General features: G+C 59.3%; 17 protein-coding genes. 6 read left to right on the top strand and 11 right to left on the bottom strand.

Features of this window, described 5'->3' with window-relative positions; all coding sequences use genetic code 11:
• The first annotated feature begins 99 nt into the window (after nucleotides 1-99).
• A complete protein-coding gene (gene pbpG, locus ACGK9W_RS14875; protein ID WP_405417326.1) occupies nucleotides 100-987 on the top strand; it encodes a D-alanyl-D-alanine endopeptidase in 888 nt (295 codons plus the stop codon).
• Between the two features lie 19 nt (nucleotides 988-1,006).
• Nucleotides 1,007-1,486, top strand: a complete 480-nt coding sequence (locus tag ACGK9W_RS14870; RefSeq protein WP_008173551.1) for an asparaginase domain-containing protein — start codon at nucleotides 1,007-1,009, stop codon at nucleotides 1,484-1,486.
• 3 nt (nucleotides 1,487-1,489) lie between these two features.
• On the opposite strand, the gene rsuA is transcribed toward ACGK9W_RS14870, so the two are convergent.
• From rsuA to ACGK9W_RS14855, 3 genes are all read right to left on the bottom strand, one after another.
• Nucleotides 1,490-2,182, bottom strand: coding sequence for a 16S rRNA pseudouridine(516) synthase RsuA (rsuA, locus tag ACGK9W_RS14865; protein WP_288367236.1), 693 nt, complete (start codon nucleotides 2,180-2,182; stop codon nucleotides 1,490-1,492).
• A gap of 5 nt (nucleotides 2,183-2,187) precedes the next feature.
• Complete coding sequence (locus tag ACGK9W_RS14860; RefSeq protein WP_008173547.1) at nucleotides 2,188-3,216, bottom strand: metal-dependent hydrolase; 1,029 nt, start codon at nucleotides 3,214-3,216, stop codon at nucleotides 2,188-2,190.
• Between the two features lie 62 nt (nucleotides 3,217-3,278).
• Nucleotides 3,279-4,529, bottom strand: coding sequence for a lytic murein transglycosylase (locus ACGK9W_RS14855; protein WP_405417323.1), 1,251 nt, complete (start codon nucleotides 4,527-4,529; stop codon nucleotides 3,279-3,281).
• Between the two features lie 228 nt (nucleotides 4,530-4,757).
• Between ACGK9W_RS14855 and ACGK9W_RS14850 the strand changes: the two genes are divergently transcribed.
• Nucleotides 4,758-5,633 carry a response regulator gene (locus ACGK9W_RS14850; protein WP_405417321.1) on the top strand — a complete coding sequence of 292 codons (876 nt, stop codon included), beginning with the start codon at nucleotides 4,758-4,760 and terminating at the stop codon, nucleotides 5,631-5,633.
• Here the strand turns inward: ACGK9W_RS14850 and phoR are convergent.
• From phoR to ACGK9W_RS14825, 5 genes are all read right to left on the bottom strand, one after another.
• Complete coding sequence (phoR, locus tag ACGK9W_RS14845) at nucleotides 5,630-6,949, bottom strand: phosphate regulon sensor histidine kinase PhoR (RefSeq protein WP_104270800.1); 1,320 nt, start codon at nucleotides 6,947-6,949, stop codon at nucleotides 5,630-5,632. The two genes, ACGK9W_RS14850 and phoR, sit on opposite strands and share 4 nt — an antisense overlap.
• A 53-nt stretch (nucleotides 6,950-7,002) precedes the next feature.
• A complete protein-coding gene (gene phoB / locus ACGK9W_RS14840; protein ID WP_104270801.1) occupies nucleotides 7,003-7,695 on the bottom strand; it encodes a phosphate regulon transcriptional regulator PhoB in 693 nt (230 codons plus the stop codon).
• A 342-nt stretch (nucleotides 7,696-8,037) separates the two neighbouring features.
• Nucleotides 8,038-8,925 carry a 4-hydroxybenzoate octaprenyltransferase gene (gene ubiA, locus ACGK9W_RS14835; protein ID WP_405417319.1) on the bottom strand — a complete coding sequence of 296 codons (888 nt, stop codon included), beginning with the start codon at nucleotides 8,923-8,925 and terminating at the stop codon, nucleotides 8,038-8,040.
• A gap of 69 nt (nucleotides 8,926-8,994) precedes the next feature.
• A complete protein-coding gene (locus tag ACGK9W_RS14830; protein WP_008173535.1) occupies nucleotides 8,995-9,558 on the bottom strand; it encodes a chorismate lyase in 564 nt (187 codons plus the stop codon).
• On the bottom strand, nucleotides 9,539-10,096 hold the full coding sequence (locus ACGK9W_RS14825; protein WP_405417317.1) for a hypoxanthine-guanine phosphoribosyltransferase: 558 nt from the start codon (nucleotides 10,094-10,096) through the stop codon (nucleotides 9,539-9,541). Before ACGK9W_RS14825 ends, ACGK9W_RS14830 begins: the two co-directional genes overlap by 20 nt.
• 264 nt (nucleotides 10,097-10,360) lie before the next feature.
• Between ACGK9W_RS14825 and ACGK9W_RS14820 the strand changes: the two genes are divergently transcribed.
• The 3 genes from ACGK9W_RS14820 to tesB all read left to right on the top strand — a co-directional run bounded on the left by ACGK9W_RS14820 (nucleotide 10,361) and on the right by tesB (nucleotide 12,733).
• Nucleotides 10,361-10,528 (top strand): rubredoxin, encoded by a 168-nt coding sequence (locus ACGK9W_RS14820; protein WP_008173532.1) that lies wholly within the window; start codon nucleotides 10,361-10,363, stop codon nucleotides 10,526-10,528.
• Between the two features lie 58 nt (nucleotides 10,529-10,586).
• Nucleotides 10,587-11,741, top strand: coding sequence for an NAD(P)/FAD-dependent oxidoreductase (locus ACGK9W_RS14815; protein WP_405417314.1), 1,155 nt, complete (start codon nucleotides 10,587-10,589; stop codon nucleotides 11,739-11,741).
• 134 nt (nucleotides 11,742-11,875) lie between these two features.
• Entirely contained in the window at nucleotides 11,876-12,733 is an 858-nt protein-coding gene (gene tesB, locus ACGK9W_RS14810) for an acyl-CoA thioesterase II (RefSeq protein ID WP_053113187.1), read from the top strand.
• A 4-nt stretch (nucleotides 12,734-12,737) separates the two neighbouring features.
• On the opposite strand, the gene ACGK9W_RS14805 is transcribed toward tesB, so the two are convergent.
• From ACGK9W_RS14805 to ACGK9W_RS14795, 3 genes are all read right to left on the bottom strand, one after another.
• Nucleotides 12,738-15,317: an EAL domain-containing protein gene (locus ACGK9W_RS14805; RefSeq protein WP_405417312.1), complete on the bottom strand. Its 2,580-nt coding sequence runs from the start codon at nucleotides 15,315-15,317 to the stop codon at nucleotides 12,738-12,740.
• Nucleotides 15,318-15,398: 81 nt separating this feature from the next.
• A complete protein-coding gene (locus ACGK9W_RS14800) occupies nucleotides 15,399-15,845 on the bottom strand; it encodes a flavodoxin (RefSeq protein WP_008173520.1) in 447 nt (148 codons plus the stop codon).
• A 79-nt stretch (nucleotides 15,846-15,924) separates the two neighbouring features.
• Nucleotides 15,925-17,028 (bottom strand): GGDEF domain-containing protein, encoded by a 1,104-nt coding sequence (locus tag ACGK9W_RS14795; protein WP_053113185.1) that lies wholly within the window; start codon nucleotides 17,026-17,028, stop codon nucleotides 15,925-15,927.
• Between the last annotated feature and the right edge of the window lie 142 nt (nucleotides 17,029-17,170).

Raw genomic sequence — 17,170 nt, 5'->3', positions numbered from 1 at the left:
TGCGCGATGCATGAATAAACCACAGGATCTGTACAAATGAGACTCGCCGGCTTTTCCCCTTTCGTGATCTTGATGTTGCTCTGGCTGCCTGGATCGCTTATGGCCCATCAAACGGGGGGGGAATCCCAAAAGCGGGAGGCAGACACAGACAGTGGACCCAGGCTCGCTTCGGTGAATGCCGCGGTTGCCGTGGCTGGTGATAACAAGCTGATTTTCGGCAAGAATGCCGACCGGTCCGTACCCATTGCCTCTGTCACCAAGGTCATGACCGCGCTGGTCGTGTTGGAATCCGGCGAGCCGCTGGATGAGTGGCTGACTTTTCATGAGCGGCATACGCCCGCCGCCGCCAACGCCTACAGTCGGATTCGCATCGACTCGGAGATGCGGCGTAAAGATGTGCTGCGCATTGCACTGATGTCCTCCGAAAATTTTGCCGCCTACACCCTTGCCCGTAACCACCCGGGCGGGTTCGATGCCTTTATCGAGGCGATGAACGCCAAGGCCGCGGCCCTGGGAATGACCGGTACCCGGTTTGTTGATCCGACCGGGCTGTCGTTGGAGAACCTTTCAACCGCCGCGGATCTTGTAAAGCTGGTAAACGCTGCGGCTGATTACCCGGAAATCCGGGAGTACTCCACCACCGGTTATTTCCGTGGGCAATTCCGGCAGCCCCGTTACAGCCTGTCGTTCGGGAATACCAATGCCCTGGTGCATCGGGATAGCTGGGGGGTGGCCCTCAGCAAGACCGGCTATCTCTCCGAGGCCGGGCGCTGCCTGGTGATGATTTCGAAGATGAACGGCAAAGAGGTGGTGACCGTGCTGCTTGATTCCCTCGGTACTCGCTCGCCGATGGGCGATGCCGGACGGATAAAGCGCTGGCTTGATACCGGAGCCAGGGGCTCGGTGGCCGCTGCCGCCCGGCGTTACGAACAGGAAAAGAACGCGTCATACGCGACCGCTGGTAACAGTACGGTCAGTGTGAACTGACACTGAAAGGAATCCCGTTATGATCCAGATATTCACGACCGGTGGCACCATCGACAAGGTCTACTTCGATGCCAACAGCGAGTTCGAGGTAGGGCACAGCCTGCTGCCGGAGCTGCTGTCTGAATCCAACATCCACGAGGGCTATCGCCTGCGGGAACTGCTGCGCAAGGACAGCCTGGAGATGACCGATGATGATCGCCAGCAGGTACTGGCGGCGGCCAGTGAATGCGATTGTGGCCGAATCATTATCACCCACGGCACGGACACCATGGCCGATACTGCGGCGGTGCTGTCCGGCCTGAAGGACAAGACCATCGTATTGACCGGCGCGATGCAGCCGGCCCGGATGCGCCGAACCGATGCGGTATTCAATGTCGGGTTTGCCTGGGCTGCGGTGCAGCTGCTGCCGCCGGGTGTGTATATCGCGATGAATGGTGAAGTGTTCGAGGCCGGTGCAGTGCGCAAGAATCTCAAGGCGCAACGTTTCGAGCGCACCTGAGTATCACGCCAGGCTCTCTCTTTCCTCGGCGGTCAGTTCCCGGTATTCGCCGGGCATCAGCGCATCGTCCAGTTCGACCTGTCCAATGCGGACACGATGAAGGGCTTCCACGTGGTTGCCAACGGCTGCCATCATGCGCTTGACCTGATGATAGCGCCCCTCCGAAATCGTCAGCTCAATGATCTTGTCTTCCAGAAAATGCACCCGGGCCGGTCGCGTCGGCCTGGGATCATTATGCAGGTCCACACCACGTTCCAGTTGCTGTGCCGCGGCGTCGCTCAGAGGTTCGTTCAGGGTTACCCGGTAAGTCTTGGGGCAGTCGGTTCGCGGTGAGGTGACCCGGTGAGACCACTGCCCATCGGTGGTCAGTAACAGCAGGCCGGTTGTATCTGCATCGAGGCGCCCGGCAATATGGAGATGTCGGGTGATGTCTGCTGGCAACAGGTCCAGCGCTGTTGGATGGTCGCTGTCGGTCGTCGCGCTCACCACGCCTGCTGGCTTGTTCATCATCAGATAGCGCTCGCCCGGGAGGCTCAGAAGGGTGCCTGACAAGGCCACCCGTTCATCCCCGGCCAGGCGGGTGTTGGCGCCCTTGCAGATTTGCTCATTGATCGTTACTTCTCCGCGGCCGATGGCCCGCTTGGCCTCTTTTCGGGAAAGCTCGGTGCTGTTGGCAATAAACTGGTCCAGTCGCATGGTGTTCAGCAGCGTTGTCCGGGTGCCGGGGAGCTCAGACTGGCCAGGCAGAGCACCGGCGTTTCGGCAATCATCCGAGACCAGAGCAGCCCGAGGGCTTCGGAGCTTACTGGTGGGCGTGGAGTCCGAAAGCTCGCCGTGGGGTCGATGCCGCTGCCATTGCGGGTCGCCAGAACAAAGGTAAACGGGTGCGCGCCTGGAATGCCCAGCCGGATGTCGGTGGCCGTGATGCGGTCGCCGGCCTGGTCGTAATCCAGGAAGCCCCGGGTGAACCATTCAAGTCGCCGGGCCTCGGGCAGGTCCGAGACTTCGCTCGCCAGCTCCGGGCGGCGTGGAAAGTATTCAAGATTCAGCGGCGTGTCGCCATCCAGAAAGCCGGTGACTATTTCTATCCGCTGATCACCCTGCAGAGCCGTCGCCCGCCACAACAGTGTGCTGAATGGCATGGGCTGAACCAGCAGGTCCGGGTTTTCCAGGCCGGCGGCCGCAAGCGCGGGTTGAACTCGCTGTGTCATCACTTGCTGGGCCAGAACACTCCAGCCCAGGTACAGGGTGGACACTGCCAGGCCTGCAACTATCGCTGTTTTGGCGGGCGGCCGGGCGAGAAAAAACAGGCAGCCTGCCAGCAGGGGCAGGGTGTATAGCGGGTCGATGATAAAAATGCTGCTGACGGCTATGGGTGGCCCGATGGGCCAGAACAGCTGGGTGCCATAGGTGGTGAAGGCATCCAGCAAAGGATGGGTAATCAGGATCAGCCCCGTCAGGGCGAGCCACCGCTGAAAACTCAGTTGTGGTTTCCAGCGCCAGAGCAGCCAGGCAAGGGCCACTGCCAGAGGGGCCAGAACGAACAACGAATGGCTGAATCCACGGTGTTGGGTGAAATTGGCCACTGCGGTGCCGTAATCGATGACAACATCCAGATCCGGGAGGGTGCCCAGAACTGCGCCTGTCAGCAAAACCGAGCGGCCAAGAGTCTTGCCGGCTACGGCGCCGGCCAGGGAGGCGCCCAGGGCGGCCTGGGTGAGTGAATCCATGTCAGATCAGTCTCGCATCAAAACGGTGTCCTGCAGTAGTAGGCCACCGACTCCCCGGTGGATCACTGTCCTGCAGGTATTTCCAGCGCCGCCAGCACCGATTCACCGGGGTAGCCATCAGCCACCAGGTTGTTGGCAGCCTGGAACTGACGGATGGCAGACCGCGTTGCCGGGCCCATGATGCCATCGGGGTTGCCTGGCTCATACCCCCGTTGCTGCAGGGCTTTCTGTAGGTTGATGATGTTGGCGCGGGACAGCGCAGGCGCGTCTTCGGGCGGCGGATTTTGCAGTTTACCCGCGCCGGCAATCCGCTCAGCCAGATGACCAACCGCGATGGCGTAGAACTCGGAGCGGTTCCAGCCCATGATCACGCGGAAGTTGTGATAGGCAAGAAACGCCGGCCCGCGGTGTCCTGCCGGCACCACGAGGGCGGCATTAATCGGTTCGCGGGCCAGTGGCTTGCCGAAGGCATCCGTAATGCCCATTTCGCGCCACTGCTCGAGTGGCAGACGGCGCCCGTCCGCAAGGGAATAGTCGAAATTCTCGGGTAACAGTACCTCGCGGCCCCAACGGTAGTCGCCGTCCCAGTTCATGGATTCGAGAAACCGGCCCGCAGACATCATGGCATCCGGAAGGCTGTTCCACAGATCCCTGCGGCCATCACCATCGGCATCCACCGCGTGTTTCAGGAAAACCGTCGGCATGAACTGAACGTGGCCCATGGCGCCGGCCCAGGAACCTTCCATCTGGTCTGCCGGTATGGCGCCCTCGTCAATAATGCGCAGGGCCGCGATCAACTGCTCGGTAAAGAAAGTGCTGCGGCGAGGATCGCAGGCCAGTGTTGTCAGGGAGCTGGGTACCGGCATCTTGCCGAAATAGCTGCCAAAATTGGTTTCCAGGCCCCAGAAGGCCACCAAATAAGGCGCGGGCACGCCGGTTTCCCGGGTGACTCTGGCCAGCAGCTCCTGATGTTCCTGCAACAGTTCGCGGCCGGTGTTGACCCGGGCATCGTTAACCCGCCGGTTCAGGTAGTCGGCAAAGGTAGTGGTGAACTCCGGTTGCCGCCGGTCCAGTTCGATCACCCGTGCCAGATGCTGGACCTCGGACATCACCTCGCTGGCGGTCTTGCTGCTGACCCCGGCGGCAATGGCCTGCTCCTGAAGCCGGGCCTTGCATTCGGCAAATCCCGCTGGCTCAACTTCAGCGCTGTCCTGGGCAATGGCGGGCAGTGACAGACATGACAGAAAACCGGAAAACAATAAGCCGCGAGTAACGCCGCCCTGGCGAAGAATCCTTGCAGGTTTGGTCAGCACACAAAACCTCTATCAGGCTGATGAACGTGGAGTATCCTGAGCCCATGTTAGCGCGTTTTCCAGCCGGAGAAACACTGTCCTGGCTCCCGTGGAGTGACAATTCTTTAACCTGACGGTTCCCGAAAAACGGCGATTGTGGTCTTTTTGTTGCCGACAGGTTTCTGGCGTGGGTGTTTGTTCTATAGTTGCACCATAGAACCGGGTTGTGGATAGGGGAAGGTCTGAGCTATGGCAATGCTGAAAGCGCTGGTGGTGGATGACGCCAGCTTTGTACGTGATCTGGTCAAGCGAACCGTGCGCCAGCGTTTTCCGGTCATCGAGACTACCGACGCCCAGAACGGCCGGCGAGCGCAGTCATTGATGTCGAGGACCGCGTTTGACCTGATTCTGTGCGACTGGGAGATGCCAGAAATGTCCGGGCTGGAATTGTTGCAATGGATGCGCCAGCAGCCCCAGTACGAAAACGTGCCTTTTATCATGATCACCAGCCGGGGCGACAAGGATCACGTGATCGAAGCGGTCAAAGGCGGCGTTTCCGAATACCTTGGCAAACCGTTCAGCCCCGAGGGGTTGAGCAAGAAAATTATCAAGGTGATGGGCCGCAAACTGAAAGATGCCATGGACCGGAGCGGCAAATCCATGGCCAGCCCTGCCGATGCCTTCAAAGAGTCGGCCAACCTGCTGACCCGCAAGCCCGAAGCCGCGGCGGAGGTTTCCGCCGAGTCACCGCCCTCCTCCCCCCGGCCCGAGCCTTCGGCAACGACAAGGCCGACCTCGGCCCGGGCGCCCATGAGCCTGGCCTCGGTACGCTTCGCCGAGAGCACCCTGAAATCGGTGGTCAAGGATATCAATCTGACGGAGGTGCGGGTGATCGCGAAGCGGGACCAGGTATTCCCGGGGATTCTCGACCAGGCGGTGGTGGACATCGAGATCGCCGAGGGCCAGATGGCGAGGCTGAACGGCTATGTGCACCAGTTGCAGGCGGTGGACAAACGCCAGGACACGGACTTTGTCAGCGTTACCATTCGTTTTGTCGATGAAGACCCGAAAAAGCTGGAGGACCTGTCGAGGTTTGTCGCCCGCTTCCGCGCGGGTATGCGCTAGCTCTCTGCCCTCTCGGGGATCCGCTCGACCAGTCGCTCCCGCGGGAAATGACAGATAAATTCACTGCCCTCGCCAATCCGGCTGCGAATCTCCAGATTGCCATCGTGGTTGAGCAGCACGTGTTTGACGATTGCCAGGCCAAGGCCGGTGCCGCCGGTGTCCTTGTGGCGGCTGGGATCGGCCCGATAGAAGCGTTCTGTCAGACGGGGGATATGGACCGGGTCGATACCGATGCCGGTATCCCTGACTGACAGGTGTGCGCCTTCCCGGTTGGTGGACCAGGACACGATAATCTGGCCATTTGCAGGGGTGTACTTCACCGCATTGAATATCAGGTTCGAGAAAGCGCTGCGCAGCTGGCTTTCATCGCCTTTCAGCAGGCGGTGGTCGCCGATATGCACGGTAATCTCGTGCTGTTTTTCGCCACTGAGCGCCCGGGCGTCATGACAGATCTGGGTCAGCAACTGGTCGACGTCCGTGAGGGTGTCGTTGACCGTTTGCTCCCCGGTTTCAATACGTGAGAGCAGGATCAGATCGGTGATCAGGGCTTCCATCCGGGATGACTGGGCAGCCATGGTGTTAATGGCCCGGCGCCACTTAGGCGGCAGGTCGGCAGCATTGTCCACCAGGGTTTCGAGGTAGCCGCTGATGACCGTGAGGGGCGTGCGCATCTCGTGGGACACATTGCCGACAAAGTCCCGGCGCATCTGTTCGAGCTGGTACAGCCGTGTTACGTCCTTGGCGACAATCAGGCGGTCGTCGTCACCAAACAGGCTGATCTGGATCTGAAGGTGAATGTGAGGTCTGGCCGGCGAATGTATCTCCAGGGGCTCGCGGTAATCCCGTGAATCGAAATAGGTCTTGAAGGCCGGCGTGCGGATCAGGTTATGGATGTACTGGCCCTGATCGGTGTTGCGCCGGAAACCCAGCAGATACTCGGCGGAGCCGTTCCACCATTCCATGGCGCCGCGGGAATCGGTCATGATCACGCCATCGCGCATGGCGTTGGTGGATTCCTGCACCCGATTGATCTGGGCCCTCAACCGGTCCTGGGTTCTCAGGTGGGTCTGATGCAGTTTGTGAAGGTTGTCGAAAATATCGCCCCACAGGCCGATGCTCTGCGGGGCTTCGTCGGTAGCGCTGGGGTTGGACAGCCACTGGTAGAGACGCCTGGCCTGAAGCAGCGTCCACCAGAGATAGACGATCAGCCCGAGGGTAAGGCCGTAAACGGGCTCACCGAAATAGAGGCCAACCAGGGTGGAGCCAATCAGGCCACCGATAATGTAGCGCAGGTATCGTGACCAGTTGTGCTGCATCAAAAACTGCCTTGTGTCCGTTCCGGGGCTGATGCTCAGCTGGCCGGAGTTACTTACGCGGCTCTGGTCGAGAAGCGGTAACCGGTTCCGCGTACGGTCTGGATCAGGTGGTCGTACTGGTCGCCAAGCGCCTTGCGGAGCCTGCGGATATGCACATCCACGGTCCGCTCCTCAACATAGACATTGCCACCCCAGACCTGGTCCAAGAGTTGGGAACGAGTATATACCCGTTCCTGGTGCGTCATGAAGAACTGAAGCAGTCGGTATTCTGTCGGGCCCATGGTAAGGGCGCCATTCTGGGTGGTGACCCGATGCCCGACCGGATCCAGCGTCAGGCCTTCCACTTCAATCGGGCTGTCTACGCCCGGCGGCGTCGCACGCCGAAGCACGGCTTTCAGGCGGGCGACCAGTTCCCGGGGGCTGAACGGTTTGGTGATGTAATCATCGGCACCAACTTCCAGGCCCTGGATCTTGTTGTCTTCCTCGACCTTGGCGGTGAGCATGATGATGGGAATGTCGGCGGTCGCTTCTTCTTTCTTGAGGCGGCGTGCCAGTTCCACGCCGCTGGTGCCGGGCAGCATCCAGTCGAGGAGTACGAGATCCGGGTGTTTGTCGACAATCAGGGCATGGGCTTCCCGGGCGTCCGCTGCCTCCAGATAGTCATAATCCGCCATTTCGAGGGCCACCGCGATCATCTCGCGGATCGGGGCCTCATCATCGACGATCAGGACAGTTTTTCCAGTCATGAGCTTTTAACCTGTGTCAGACCTTGATTTGTTGCCAGTGTCCCGCCTGGCTGCTTTCTTAAGCTACTGCTTACCTCTGAGGGTTCTGAACTAGGCGCCAGTCTGCAGGTGTGGTGGTTCCACATCAAAGACTGGTAACGCGGGCTCAGAGCCCTCAGAGGTGAGCCCTTCGGGAGCTTCTGAAAAGCCGAATAGCGTTGTTCTGCTGTTTCGATTTGGAACCACCAAACCTTCATCAGCACGCCTAGCTCTTCGGCTTTTCAGAAGCTCAGTAGCTTAAGAAAGCAGCCAGGCGGGACACCGCTCATTACAACGCCCAAGTGTTACAAGTATATGACAGGTTCAGCTGACCATGAGATCAATTACAAGGCCGGCAAAAACGGCAAAGCCGGCCCAGTTGTTGTTCAGAAACGCCTTGAAGCAGCCGTCCCGTTCACGTTCCCGCGCCAGGTACTGGTGGTAAATGAACAGGCAGGCCATGGCCACGACGCCCAGATAGTAGAAGGTGCCCAGCTCGGCACGATGGCCCACCATGATCAGGATCAGTACAACCATGGCCTGCAGCATGCCAATGATCGCCTTGTCGGCTTCTCCGAACAGGATGGCCGTGGACTTGATGCCCACTTTCAGATCGTCATCCCGATCCACCATGGCATACAGGGTGTCGTAGGCAACGGTCCATAGCACGTTGGCGGTGAACAGCAGCCAGGTGAGCTGGCTCAGTTCACCGGCTTCCGCCGCCCAGGCCATGGGAATGGCCCAGGAAAAGGCCGCGCCCAGAAAAAGCTGCGGCAAATGGGTGTAACGCTTCATGAACGGGTAAATAAACGCCAGCAGGGCGCCGCCGAACGACAGATACAGGGTCAGCGGGTTGGTGAACAGGACCACCATCAGGAAGGAAACCAGGCACAGGCCGGCGAAGAGCGCTACTGCTTCCCAGGGTTTGACCCGGCCGGCGGTGAGCGGGCGATCCTTGGTGCGTTTGACGTGCTTGTCCCAGTCGCGGTCGGCGAAGTCATTGATGGCGCAGCCAGCAGCGCGCATAAAGAAGACGCCCAGGGTAAAAATAATGACATTGCCAAGCCCGGGGCTGCCATCGCCTGCCAGCCACAGGGCCCAGTAGGTCGGCCACAGCAGGAGCAGGGTTCCGATCGGGCGGTCGATTCTGAGCAGGCTGGCGTAGTCGGCCAACCGGCGCTGGATAGGTTCTGGCACAGCGTCAGGCAGCATGGCGCGCGTCCGTCTGGTGTTCTTCGAATTGAATGAGTGCTGGGATTATAGCCAGTCGCGGGAGGCCGGTTAAAGCGTGTTCCGCTGAAACAGCGCCGGTAGCAGGTATTCACCAACCAGCAGGGAGCTGTTGTGGCCACTGAACAGGGAGCGCCTTGCCAGTTCCGGCTGTCCCGGGATTACCGGTCTGCAGAGGCCGGTTTCCAGAGGGCCCCGTTGCCAGTGGGGGCTGGTGAACAGGTAGGCGCCCAAAGGTCGATTGCCCAGGTGAAGCAGCCGGCGCCCCTCGCCCTCCAGACACTTCAGGGGAATGACCGTCCTGGCCAATACCCAGGGCTGGTTGTCGCCGCACAGGCTGACTTCCCGTATCCAGGCGTGTTGACGGTGGGGAATGCGCAGGCGCCGGGCCTCTTCCTGTGTCGGCGTTGCAAAGCCCTCCCGGCGGACCTCCACGTGAAAGGAATGGCTGCACTGTTTCTGCAGGGCTCTTGTAAACGAGCCCTCTACCTGCAGCCAATAGCGGGCAGGCCCGTGAACCTCCGGGTTAAGAAGGCCGGCGGCCGTCAGCGATTGGTACCAGTCCGTCGGGGGTATGGTCAGGTGACTGTCGATGTCAGAGACCCTTGACTGCATAGATGCCGGGGGCATTGCGCCAGTAGCCTTTGTAGTCCATGCCGTAACCGAACAGGAAGCGGTCTTCCACTTCCAGGCCGGTGAAATCGGCCTTCAGATCCGGACGGGCCTTCCGGTCATGTTGCTTGTCGACCAGAACGGCCGTCAGTACCTCACTGGCACCGTGAGCGCGGCAGTAGTCGGCGATGGCGCACAGGGTCGTCCCCTCATCCAGAATGTCATCGATAATCAGGATGGTACGGCCGTTCATATCGGCTTCGGGCTGCAGTTTCCACTCGAGAATGCCGCCGGTAGTTTCCTGACGGTAGCGGGTGGCATGCAGGTATTCGGCCTGGACCGGAAACCGGAGCCGGGGTAGCAGTTGTCCGGTCAGGATCAGCCCGCCGTTCATCACGCAGAACAACAGGGGGTTGCTGTCTTTCAGGCGGGCGGTAATATCGTCGGCCAGGTTGCCGATTGCAGTCTGTACCTGCTGTTCATCCACGAGGCAGTCGGCTTCGGCCATAACCTGGTTCATTTCGGCGACGGTATCGGTCATATCGGTCGGTCCTGTCGTAAAACGGGCGATTATACCGGACAGGGCCTGCAGAAGGGAGGGGCCACCCCGGTTGTCAGATCTGTATTTGTGGCTATTGGCAGAAATCCCCTGACCGGACCGTCGGCATTGGCATTGGTCAATACCGGGGCGATGGGTATGATGGCCTGTTTCGACAGTTGTTCGTATCTGTTAACTGAATAAAACACTTGCGTGTAATATTGTCCGACAATTATTATTGCGCCCGTCTGATGTTGGGAGAACGTTATGAAGAAGTGGCAGTGTGTGGTGTGTGGTTTGATTTACGATGAAGCCGAAGGCTGGCCCGAGGACGGCATTGAGCCGGGCACCAAGTGGGAAGACGTACCGGAAGACTGGGTATGCCCGGATTGCGGTGTCGGCAAGGAAGATTTTGAAATGATCGAGATCGGTTGATAGCACCCGGCACGGCCGGTAAAACCCGCCCAGGTGAGTTAAATACAGGAACACGGTTATGACTGAACAGGCCCCCATCATTATTGTCGGTACCGGTTTGTCCGGTTATTCCCTGGCGCGGGAAATCCGGAAGCAGGACAAGGAGACCCCGGTTCTGATGGTTACCGCCGACGATGGCGTGAGCTACTCCAAGCCCATGTTGTCCACCGGCTTTACCAAGGGCAAGGACGCCGATGGCCTGGCCCAGGGCGGTACCGACGCCATGGCGGATCAGCTGAATGTCCGGATTCGCACATTTGCCACGGTCACCGGCATTGATACCGAGGCCCACGAACTGATTCTCGGTGATGAACGACTTGCCTACAGCAAGCTGGTTCTGGCCTGGGGCGCCGATGTGATCCGGCTTGGCCTGGACGGTGATGGCCAGGAGCATGTGTTTTCGATCAATGACCTGATGGATTACCGTGCCTTCCGGGACGCCCTGGGCGACGGCAAGCGGGTGGCGATCATGGGAGCCGGTCTGATTGGTTGTGAGTTTGCCAACGACCTGCGCAATGGCGGTTACGAGGTTGACGTGATTGCTCCTTCCGAGGAGGTGATGCCGGGGCTGCTGCCGGAGGCGGCCGCTCATGCTGTCCAGCAGGAGCTCGAGAACCTGGGGGTCGGGTTTCATCTCGGAACCGTGGTTGATCGGATCGACCGCAGGGGTGACGGGGTCAGTCTGACCCTGGCCAATGGCGAGACTCTGGACGCTGATCTGGTACTGTCCGCTGTGGGCCTGCGCCCGAGGACCGATCTGGCCCGGGCTGCCGGGCTGGAGACGGCCAGGGGCATCGTAGTGAATCGCGCGCTCGAGACTTCCGCGCCGGATGTCTACGCACTCGGTGATTGCGCCGAAGTCGACGGCCACGTGCTGCTTTATGTCCTGCCGCTGATGGCCTGTTCCCGGGCGCTTGCAAAAACCTTGCTCGGTGAGCGCACCGAAGTGAGCTATGGCACCATGCCGGTGATGATCAAGACCCCCTGCTGCCCGACCGCCGTCTGTCCACCACCGTCGGAAGCCGAGGGCAACTGGGAAGTTGAGCAGGATGGCACCAGCGTCAAGGCGCTGTTCAAGAGCGCCGGGGGCGATGTACTGGGGTTTGCGGTAACCGGCAGCTATGCCGTGGAGAAACAGGCCCTGTCCAAGGAAGTGCCTCCGATACACGGCTGATTAGCCGGACTCCAATCCGCAGCCCCGATACCACGGGGCTGCTTTCTCTTGGCCGGCGACGGCTTTTCATTGCGAAATTTCGCCGCTTGCGGTAGAAAACTCCTTCGTGTGCTAACGAAATCACAGGAGCAGGCATGCTTGAGGTAACCAAGAAACTGGTGGAGTTGCTGGATCTCTCGCCCATCGGTGACGACCATTTCCAGGGGGACAGCGAGGATCTGGGCTTTCCAAACGTGTTTGGCGGGCAGGTTCTTGGTCAGGCGTTGATGGCGGCCAGCCGAACTGTTGAAGGTCGCCTTTGCCACTCCCTTCATGCCTACTTTTTGCGCCCCGGCAATCAGGACATGCCCATCGACTACGAGGTCCAGCGGGTCCGTGATGGTGGCAGTTTCTCGGTACGTCGGGTGATTGCCCGCCAGGACGGCAAGGAAATCCTGACCGGTTCCATGTCGTTCCAGGTAGCCGAGGAAGGATTCGAGCATCAGCTGACCATGCCGGATGCGCCGGACCCGGAAACACTTCGCTCGGAACAGGAATGGGGCGAACTGCTGGCACCCCAGGTACCCGAGAAGATGCGCCCGATTCTGACCCGGGACCGCCCGATCGAGATCCGCCCGGTGAATCCGGTCAATCCCCTGAAACCGGAGAAGCGGCCGCCCCACAAGCAGAGCTGGTTCCGGGCCCAGGGGCATCTGCCAGACGATCCCGTGCTTCACCGTTGCCTGCTCACTTACGCATCGGATTTCCAGTTCCTCGGGACTTCCCTGAACCCGCACGGCCTGACATTCATGAGCAAAGGGCTGCAGGTGGCCAGCCTTGATCACTCGATCTGGTTCCACCGGGATTTCCGCATGGACGAATGGCTGTTGTATGACAAGGATAGCCCCAGCGCTTCGGCCGGACGGGGATTCAATCGGGGTAATTTCTTCAATCAGGACGGTGTGCTGGTGGCATCCACTACCCAGGAAGCACTGATTCGTCAGAGGTCCTAGCCGGCTAGCCCAGTTTGCGATGGTCCGGCTGCTGGTGATTCTTATCAAGCCAATCCATCATTTCGTCGAAGGGCAGTGGCGGTGTCAGCAGGTAGCCCTGGATCATGTCGCAACCCATGTCCCTGAGCAGATTGGCGGTGACCTCATCCTCGACGCCTTCGGCCACCACCTGGTAGCCGAGGCTATGGCACATGTCTATCGTGGTCTGGACGATCACGCGGTCCTCCGCCTCGGTGTTCAGCTCGGTGACCAGCGACCGATCGATTTTGACCTCGCTCGCTGGGAGCTGTTTGATGTAGGACAGTGAGGAATAACCGGACCCGAAGTCATCGATCGACACGGGGATTCCCGTGGCACTCAGCGAGTTCAGCGCCCGCAGGGAGTTGGCCGGGTCCTGCATCATGGACGTTTCCGTTACTTCAAAAATGATTGCGCCCCGATGGCTGTGGTAGCTGCTCATCAGGCGCTGCACAAAAATGGGAAAATCCGGTTCGCGCAGGTTGTTGGGTGAAATGTTGATGGATATGTTCAGGGGCCAGCCGCGCTCCAACAATCGCGACCGTAGCTCAAGCGATTGTTCGAGAACCCATCGGGTCATTGGTTTGATCAGCCCCGTCTGTTCGGCCAGGCTGACGATCTCGTCGGCGCGGAGGGGGGTTACCCGGCCGGGCCAACGGATCAGAACCTCAATTCCGACGATTCGACCGGTTTTCAGGCTCTGCTTGGGTTGCATGAACAGAGCGAGCTCGTTGGTATTGAGCGCATGCCGTAGCTCCGACACCAGGGTCAATCGGTCGGCGCTGTAGGAGTCCTTTTTGGATTTGTAATAGGCTATGCCACGTTCCCGCGCAGAGTCGGATCCTTCAGCGATCACTGCCCGACGTATCAGGGTATTGGCATCGGTGCCGTGCTCGGGAAAAATTGCCACTCCCAGGGCGGGGTCCAGAGGTATCTGCATGCCCAGATAGTCGATCGGGTAGCGTATGCCCTCCAGCGCCTTCAGAATGGCTCTGGGAACGTGGCCGGTTGCATCGGCGTCGACAACAAAGGCGAATGTCTGTGGGTCCAGTGACGCCAGGTAGAAATTGCGCTGATCACTCTGCTCAATCGGCAAGGCGCCCGGGAGCTCCCTCGCCACGGCATTGTAGTGCTTGGATGCCAGCGCCAGAATGCGGTCGCTGTTGCGATGCCCCAGCGTCTTCGTGACCGACTGCAGGTTATTCAGGTGGATGACGGCGACGCCATAGCGTCGCTCGGGGCTGCGCAGCATCAGGTCGTTCAGCATCATTTCCAGGCTGCTCCGATTGGGGAGGCCGGTAAGGGGATTATGCAGCGCATGATCCATCAGTTTCAGCTCTGCTGACCGTCGTGCTGCCAGAGCATTCAGTTCGGCTTCCCGGGCGTCAACCTTGTCCTGGCGTTCCTGATAAATTCGCGCCGCGAGGGCCAGCGTGAGCAGAATGGCCTCCAGTGCCGACCCAATCTGCATACCGTAGGTGGTCACAAAATTGTTTGGCAGCAGGCCGTACTTGTTGGCCGCGGTTATTGCGCTGCCCAGTGTCAGTGCCGCCCAGGCCACCGTGTAATAACCGGCTTGCGGGTTCCCCTTCCACCATTGCACGGGCCCCAGAACAGTGAGCAAAAGGCAGCTGGGTATTGCCAGGGCCACGGTCAGTCGGCTGCCCGTGCTGTAGTCCAGAAAGAATGTCATCAGACCAACCACTGCATTCAGTGAGATCATGAACAGTACGAGCCGGTTCAGAACAGGCCCGGTGTGTTCAAGTTTCAGGAATGAGCGGGAGAACACCAGGGTGAAGAAAAGAGAGAAAGGCACAGCCAGCAACATGATCTGATTCTGTAGGGCAGGGCTGTCAGGCCAGAGAAACTGATAAGTTGAGCCATTCAGGCTTCCGATAAGTAATAGATAGCCGAGTGTCGAGAGCACGTAGAGCAGGTATACCGGCTCTCGTAGCGCGGCAAAAATAAACAGGTTGAAGAAAATCACCGTGATCAGGATGCCGTAGTAAAGCGCGTGCATCTGGTCTTCGGTGGAAGAATGCTCGAAGAACGCCTGGGCGTTCCAGAGACGAACCGGAATCTGCATGGCCCCCTCGGTGCGCACCTCCAGCAGAATCTGGTACTCGCTGGCTATGCTTTGCTCGAAGGGGAACAGGAAATGGCGGTGCAGTATCGGGCGCTGTTCAAACGGAACGTGGTCTCCGGTCTCCACCCGCCGTGCGATTCGGCCGTTCTCAATCAGGTGGAAGGTCACTTTATCCAATTGCGAGTAGCGAACTTCAAGAAGGTTGATGGTCGCCGGCTGCGATACCGGAAACCGAAGCCAGACGGTATCGCGGATATAGCCAAAATTCGGACTTTTTTCCTCGAGAGTTTGCCAGCTGTCGGAGGCCAGGGCTTCACTGACCGTCAGCTTGTTGTCGGGGGCAACGCGCAGGTACTCGATTTGCGGAACATAGGAATCCTCGGCCCCGAAGGATGGGGCGGACAGGCCGGATAACAGCAAAAGTGTTATCAGTAAACGAAGCCAGAGGGTGGATGCCACGTCGTACCGCTTAATTGTCATTGTCTCTGGGAGTATGGCGTGTCGTCTTTGGCGGCTCAAGTCGCTGGCAGAGCCTGATTGGCAAATTTTTGTAGCCGTGTCTCAGATCTGCTCCAGCCACCCCCGGACCCAGGGCAGCGCTTCGGCCTCCGGTTCCATGGTTTCCAGGGCATCAATCCGAAGCGTGTCACCAACCTTACGGGCAGCGGTTTCGTAAAGCGCTTCCTCCATGAGGTCGCCAGCGCCACAGAAAGTATCTCCGTAGGAGCTGTCACCCAGGACGATGATGCCAAACGGCCGGCCGGGTTGTTGTGGCAACTGGTCCCTCAGGTCCAGGTAGAAGGGCAGCAGATTGGCCGGAAGCTCGCCCTGTCCGGTTGTCGATGTGCATACCAGTAGCGCATCGTTGTTCGACGTGATGTCATCCAGTGCCGGATTTTCCAACACGGTCACGTGGTGACCTTCCCCCTCAAGCTCTTTCTTGAGCGTTCTGGCCGTCAGGAGCGCGCCGCCATAGACGCTGCCCACCAGGATTCTGATTGATGTCATAGGTTATCTGCTCGCTGCCTTGGCACTGTTCATACGGTCGTTCGGTGGCGCACGATCATAGCGGGAGTGCTTTCTCGCCTCAAGGCGAGTGGGTGGGGGAAGGTTCGCTTTCCTGGCTTCGAACCCGCGGTGCTATCCGGTTGCGCCCGGATTCCTTGGCATTGTAGAGGTTCAGGTCGGCCTGTTTGAGAAGATCGTCAAGTGACCGGGCCTTGGCGATGGAGCAGACACCGGCGCTGATGGTTACCGGTAATGCCTGATCTCTGAACCGGAACGGGTGCCTGGCAACTTGCGACCGCAGTCTTTCAGCCAGGCTCAGGGCCTGGAGCAGTGAAGTGTCAGGCAATAACACCAGAAATTCTTCACCGCCCCATCGGGCCGCGACATCCGCCTGCCGAATCACGGTTCGCATCAATGCAGCGAACTCCCGCAGGACATCGTCGCCCGCGTCGTGTCCGAACTGGTCGTTGATCTGTTTGAAAAGGTCGAGATCGATCAGGGCAATGGAGAAGTGGTGGCCGGAGCGCTGGTAGCGGGAAAACTCCATGGTCAGGCGGTTCTGCATTTCACGGCGGTTGGCCAGCCCGGTGAGCTCGTCGGTGCGGGCGGCGTGCTCATGGGTTTCGGCCAGCGCCAGAAGTTCATTACGTGCTTTCAGTCGGCTGGCTTCGAGGACGAAACAGAAAATCGATTCGAAGGTCAGGGCCGCAAAAAAGCGGATCTTGAAATCCATGCTGTATTCCGCCGAGACCAGCGGTAGCCCGGGAAACTGGAACACCACTACCGCGACCAGGTAGCAGAACAGCAACACCGCCGTGCCGGTTTTCAGGTCAGTCAGGTAAAAAAGCAGAGGCGGGAAGACGTAAAACCAGAGTGGCCCGGTGTTGCTCTCGCCGCCGGACGCAATCAGGTAGGTGAAAAGCAGGCCGACAATAACGATCATCCCGGCTTTCTGGCGTGCCCGGTTGCCGGTGCTGGCAAAGTGCAGCATGTTCACGGCAATCAGACCGATGAAGGACCAGAGCACCCAGGCATGGGTCTCGTGTCCGGCGAACCAGGCCTTGGTACCGATGCCAACCAGAAAAGCGATAGCGGTTGCCGAGAGCCAGGTGAGCAGACGCGAGACCTGGCCGTCTTCCCGTTCGCCGGCAGCGAGCTGTCCGGAGGAAGTTGAATGAGGCATGGGAACCTTTTTTTTGCTGTTTTTGTGATTTTGGCGCTTATGTCCGGGATTATGAGTCAATTTAGTGCGTTTTTGCACTCGAGTCTGTGATGTGTTTAGTCTGTGTGAATTGTGACCGTTTTATTTCATTTTCATGTCAAAA

Source organism: Marinobacter flavimaris (genome assembly GCF_045057155.1).
Taxonomy (GTDB): Bacteria; Pseudomonadota; Gammaproteobacteria; order Pseudomonadales; family Oleiphilaceae; genus Marinobacter; species Marinobacter manganoxydans.
This window is presented reverse-complemented; position numbering and strand designations above follow the sequence as displayed.

Excerpts from the sequence above, each read along its gene's own strand:
- pbpG (WP_405417326.1), top strand. The coding sequence starts at position 100 with ATGGCCCATCAAACGGGGGGGGAATCCCAAAAGCGGGAGGCAGACACA.
- ACGK9W_RS14870 (WP_008173551.1), top strand. The coding sequence starts at position 1,007 with ATGATCCAGATATTCACGACCGGTGGCACCATCGACAAGGTCTACTTC.
- rsuA (WP_288367236.1), bottom strand. The coding sequence starts at position 2,182 with ATGCGACTGGACCAGTTTATTGCCAACAGCACCGAGCTTTCCCGAAAA.
- ACGK9W_RS14860 (WP_008173547.1), bottom strand. The coding sequence starts at position 3,216 with ATGGATTCACTCACCCAGGCCGCCCTGGGCGCCTCCCTGGCCGGCGCC.
- ACGK9W_RS14850 (WP_405417321.1), top strand. The coding sequence starts at position 4,758 with ATGGCAATGCTGAAAGCGCTGGTGGTGGATGACGCCAGCTTTGTACGT.
- phoR (WP_104270800.1), bottom strand. The coding sequence starts at position 6,949 with ATGCAGCACAACTGGTCACGATACCTGCGCTACATTATCGGTGGCCTG.
- phoB (WP_104270801.1), bottom strand. The coding sequence starts at position 7,695 with ATGACTGGAAAAACTGTCCTGATCGTCGATGATGAGGCCCCGATCCGC.
- ubiA (WP_405417319.1), bottom strand. The coding sequence starts at position 8,925 with ATGCTGCCTGACGCTGTGCCAGAACCTATCCAGCGCCGGTTGGCCGAC.
- ACGK9W_RS14830 (WP_008173535.1), bottom strand. The coding sequence starts at position 9,558 with ATGCAGTCAAGGGTCTCTGACATCGACAGTCACCTGACCATACCCCCG.
- ACGK9W_RS14825 (WP_405417317.1), bottom strand. The coding sequence starts at position 10,096 with ATGACCGATACCGTCGCCGAAATGAACCAGGTTATGGCCGAAGCCGAC.
- ACGK9W_RS14820 (WP_008173532.1), top strand. The coding sequence starts at position 10,361 with ATGAAGAAGTGGCAGTGTGTGGTGTGTGGTTTGATTTACGATGAAGCC.
- ACGK9W_RS14815 (WP_405417314.1), top strand. The coding sequence starts at position 10,587 with ATGACTGAACAGGCCCCCATCATTATTGTCGGTACCGGTTTGTCCGGT.
- tesB (WP_053113187.1), top strand. The coding sequence starts at position 11,876 with ATGCTTGAGGTAACCAAGAAACTGGTGGAGTTGCTGGATCTCTCGCCC.
- ACGK9W_RS14805 (WP_405417312.1), bottom strand. The coding sequence starts at position 15,317 with ATGACAATTAAGCGGTACGACGTGGCATCCACCCTCTGGCTTCGTTTA.
- ACGK9W_RS14800 (WP_008173520.1), bottom strand. The coding sequence starts at position 15,845 with ATGACATCAATCAGAATCCTGGTGGGCAGCGTCTATGGCGGCGCGCTC.
- ACGK9W_RS14795 (WP_053113185.1), bottom strand. The coding sequence starts at position 17,028 with ATGCCTCATTCAACTTCCTCCGGACAGCTCGCTGCCGGCGAACGGGAA.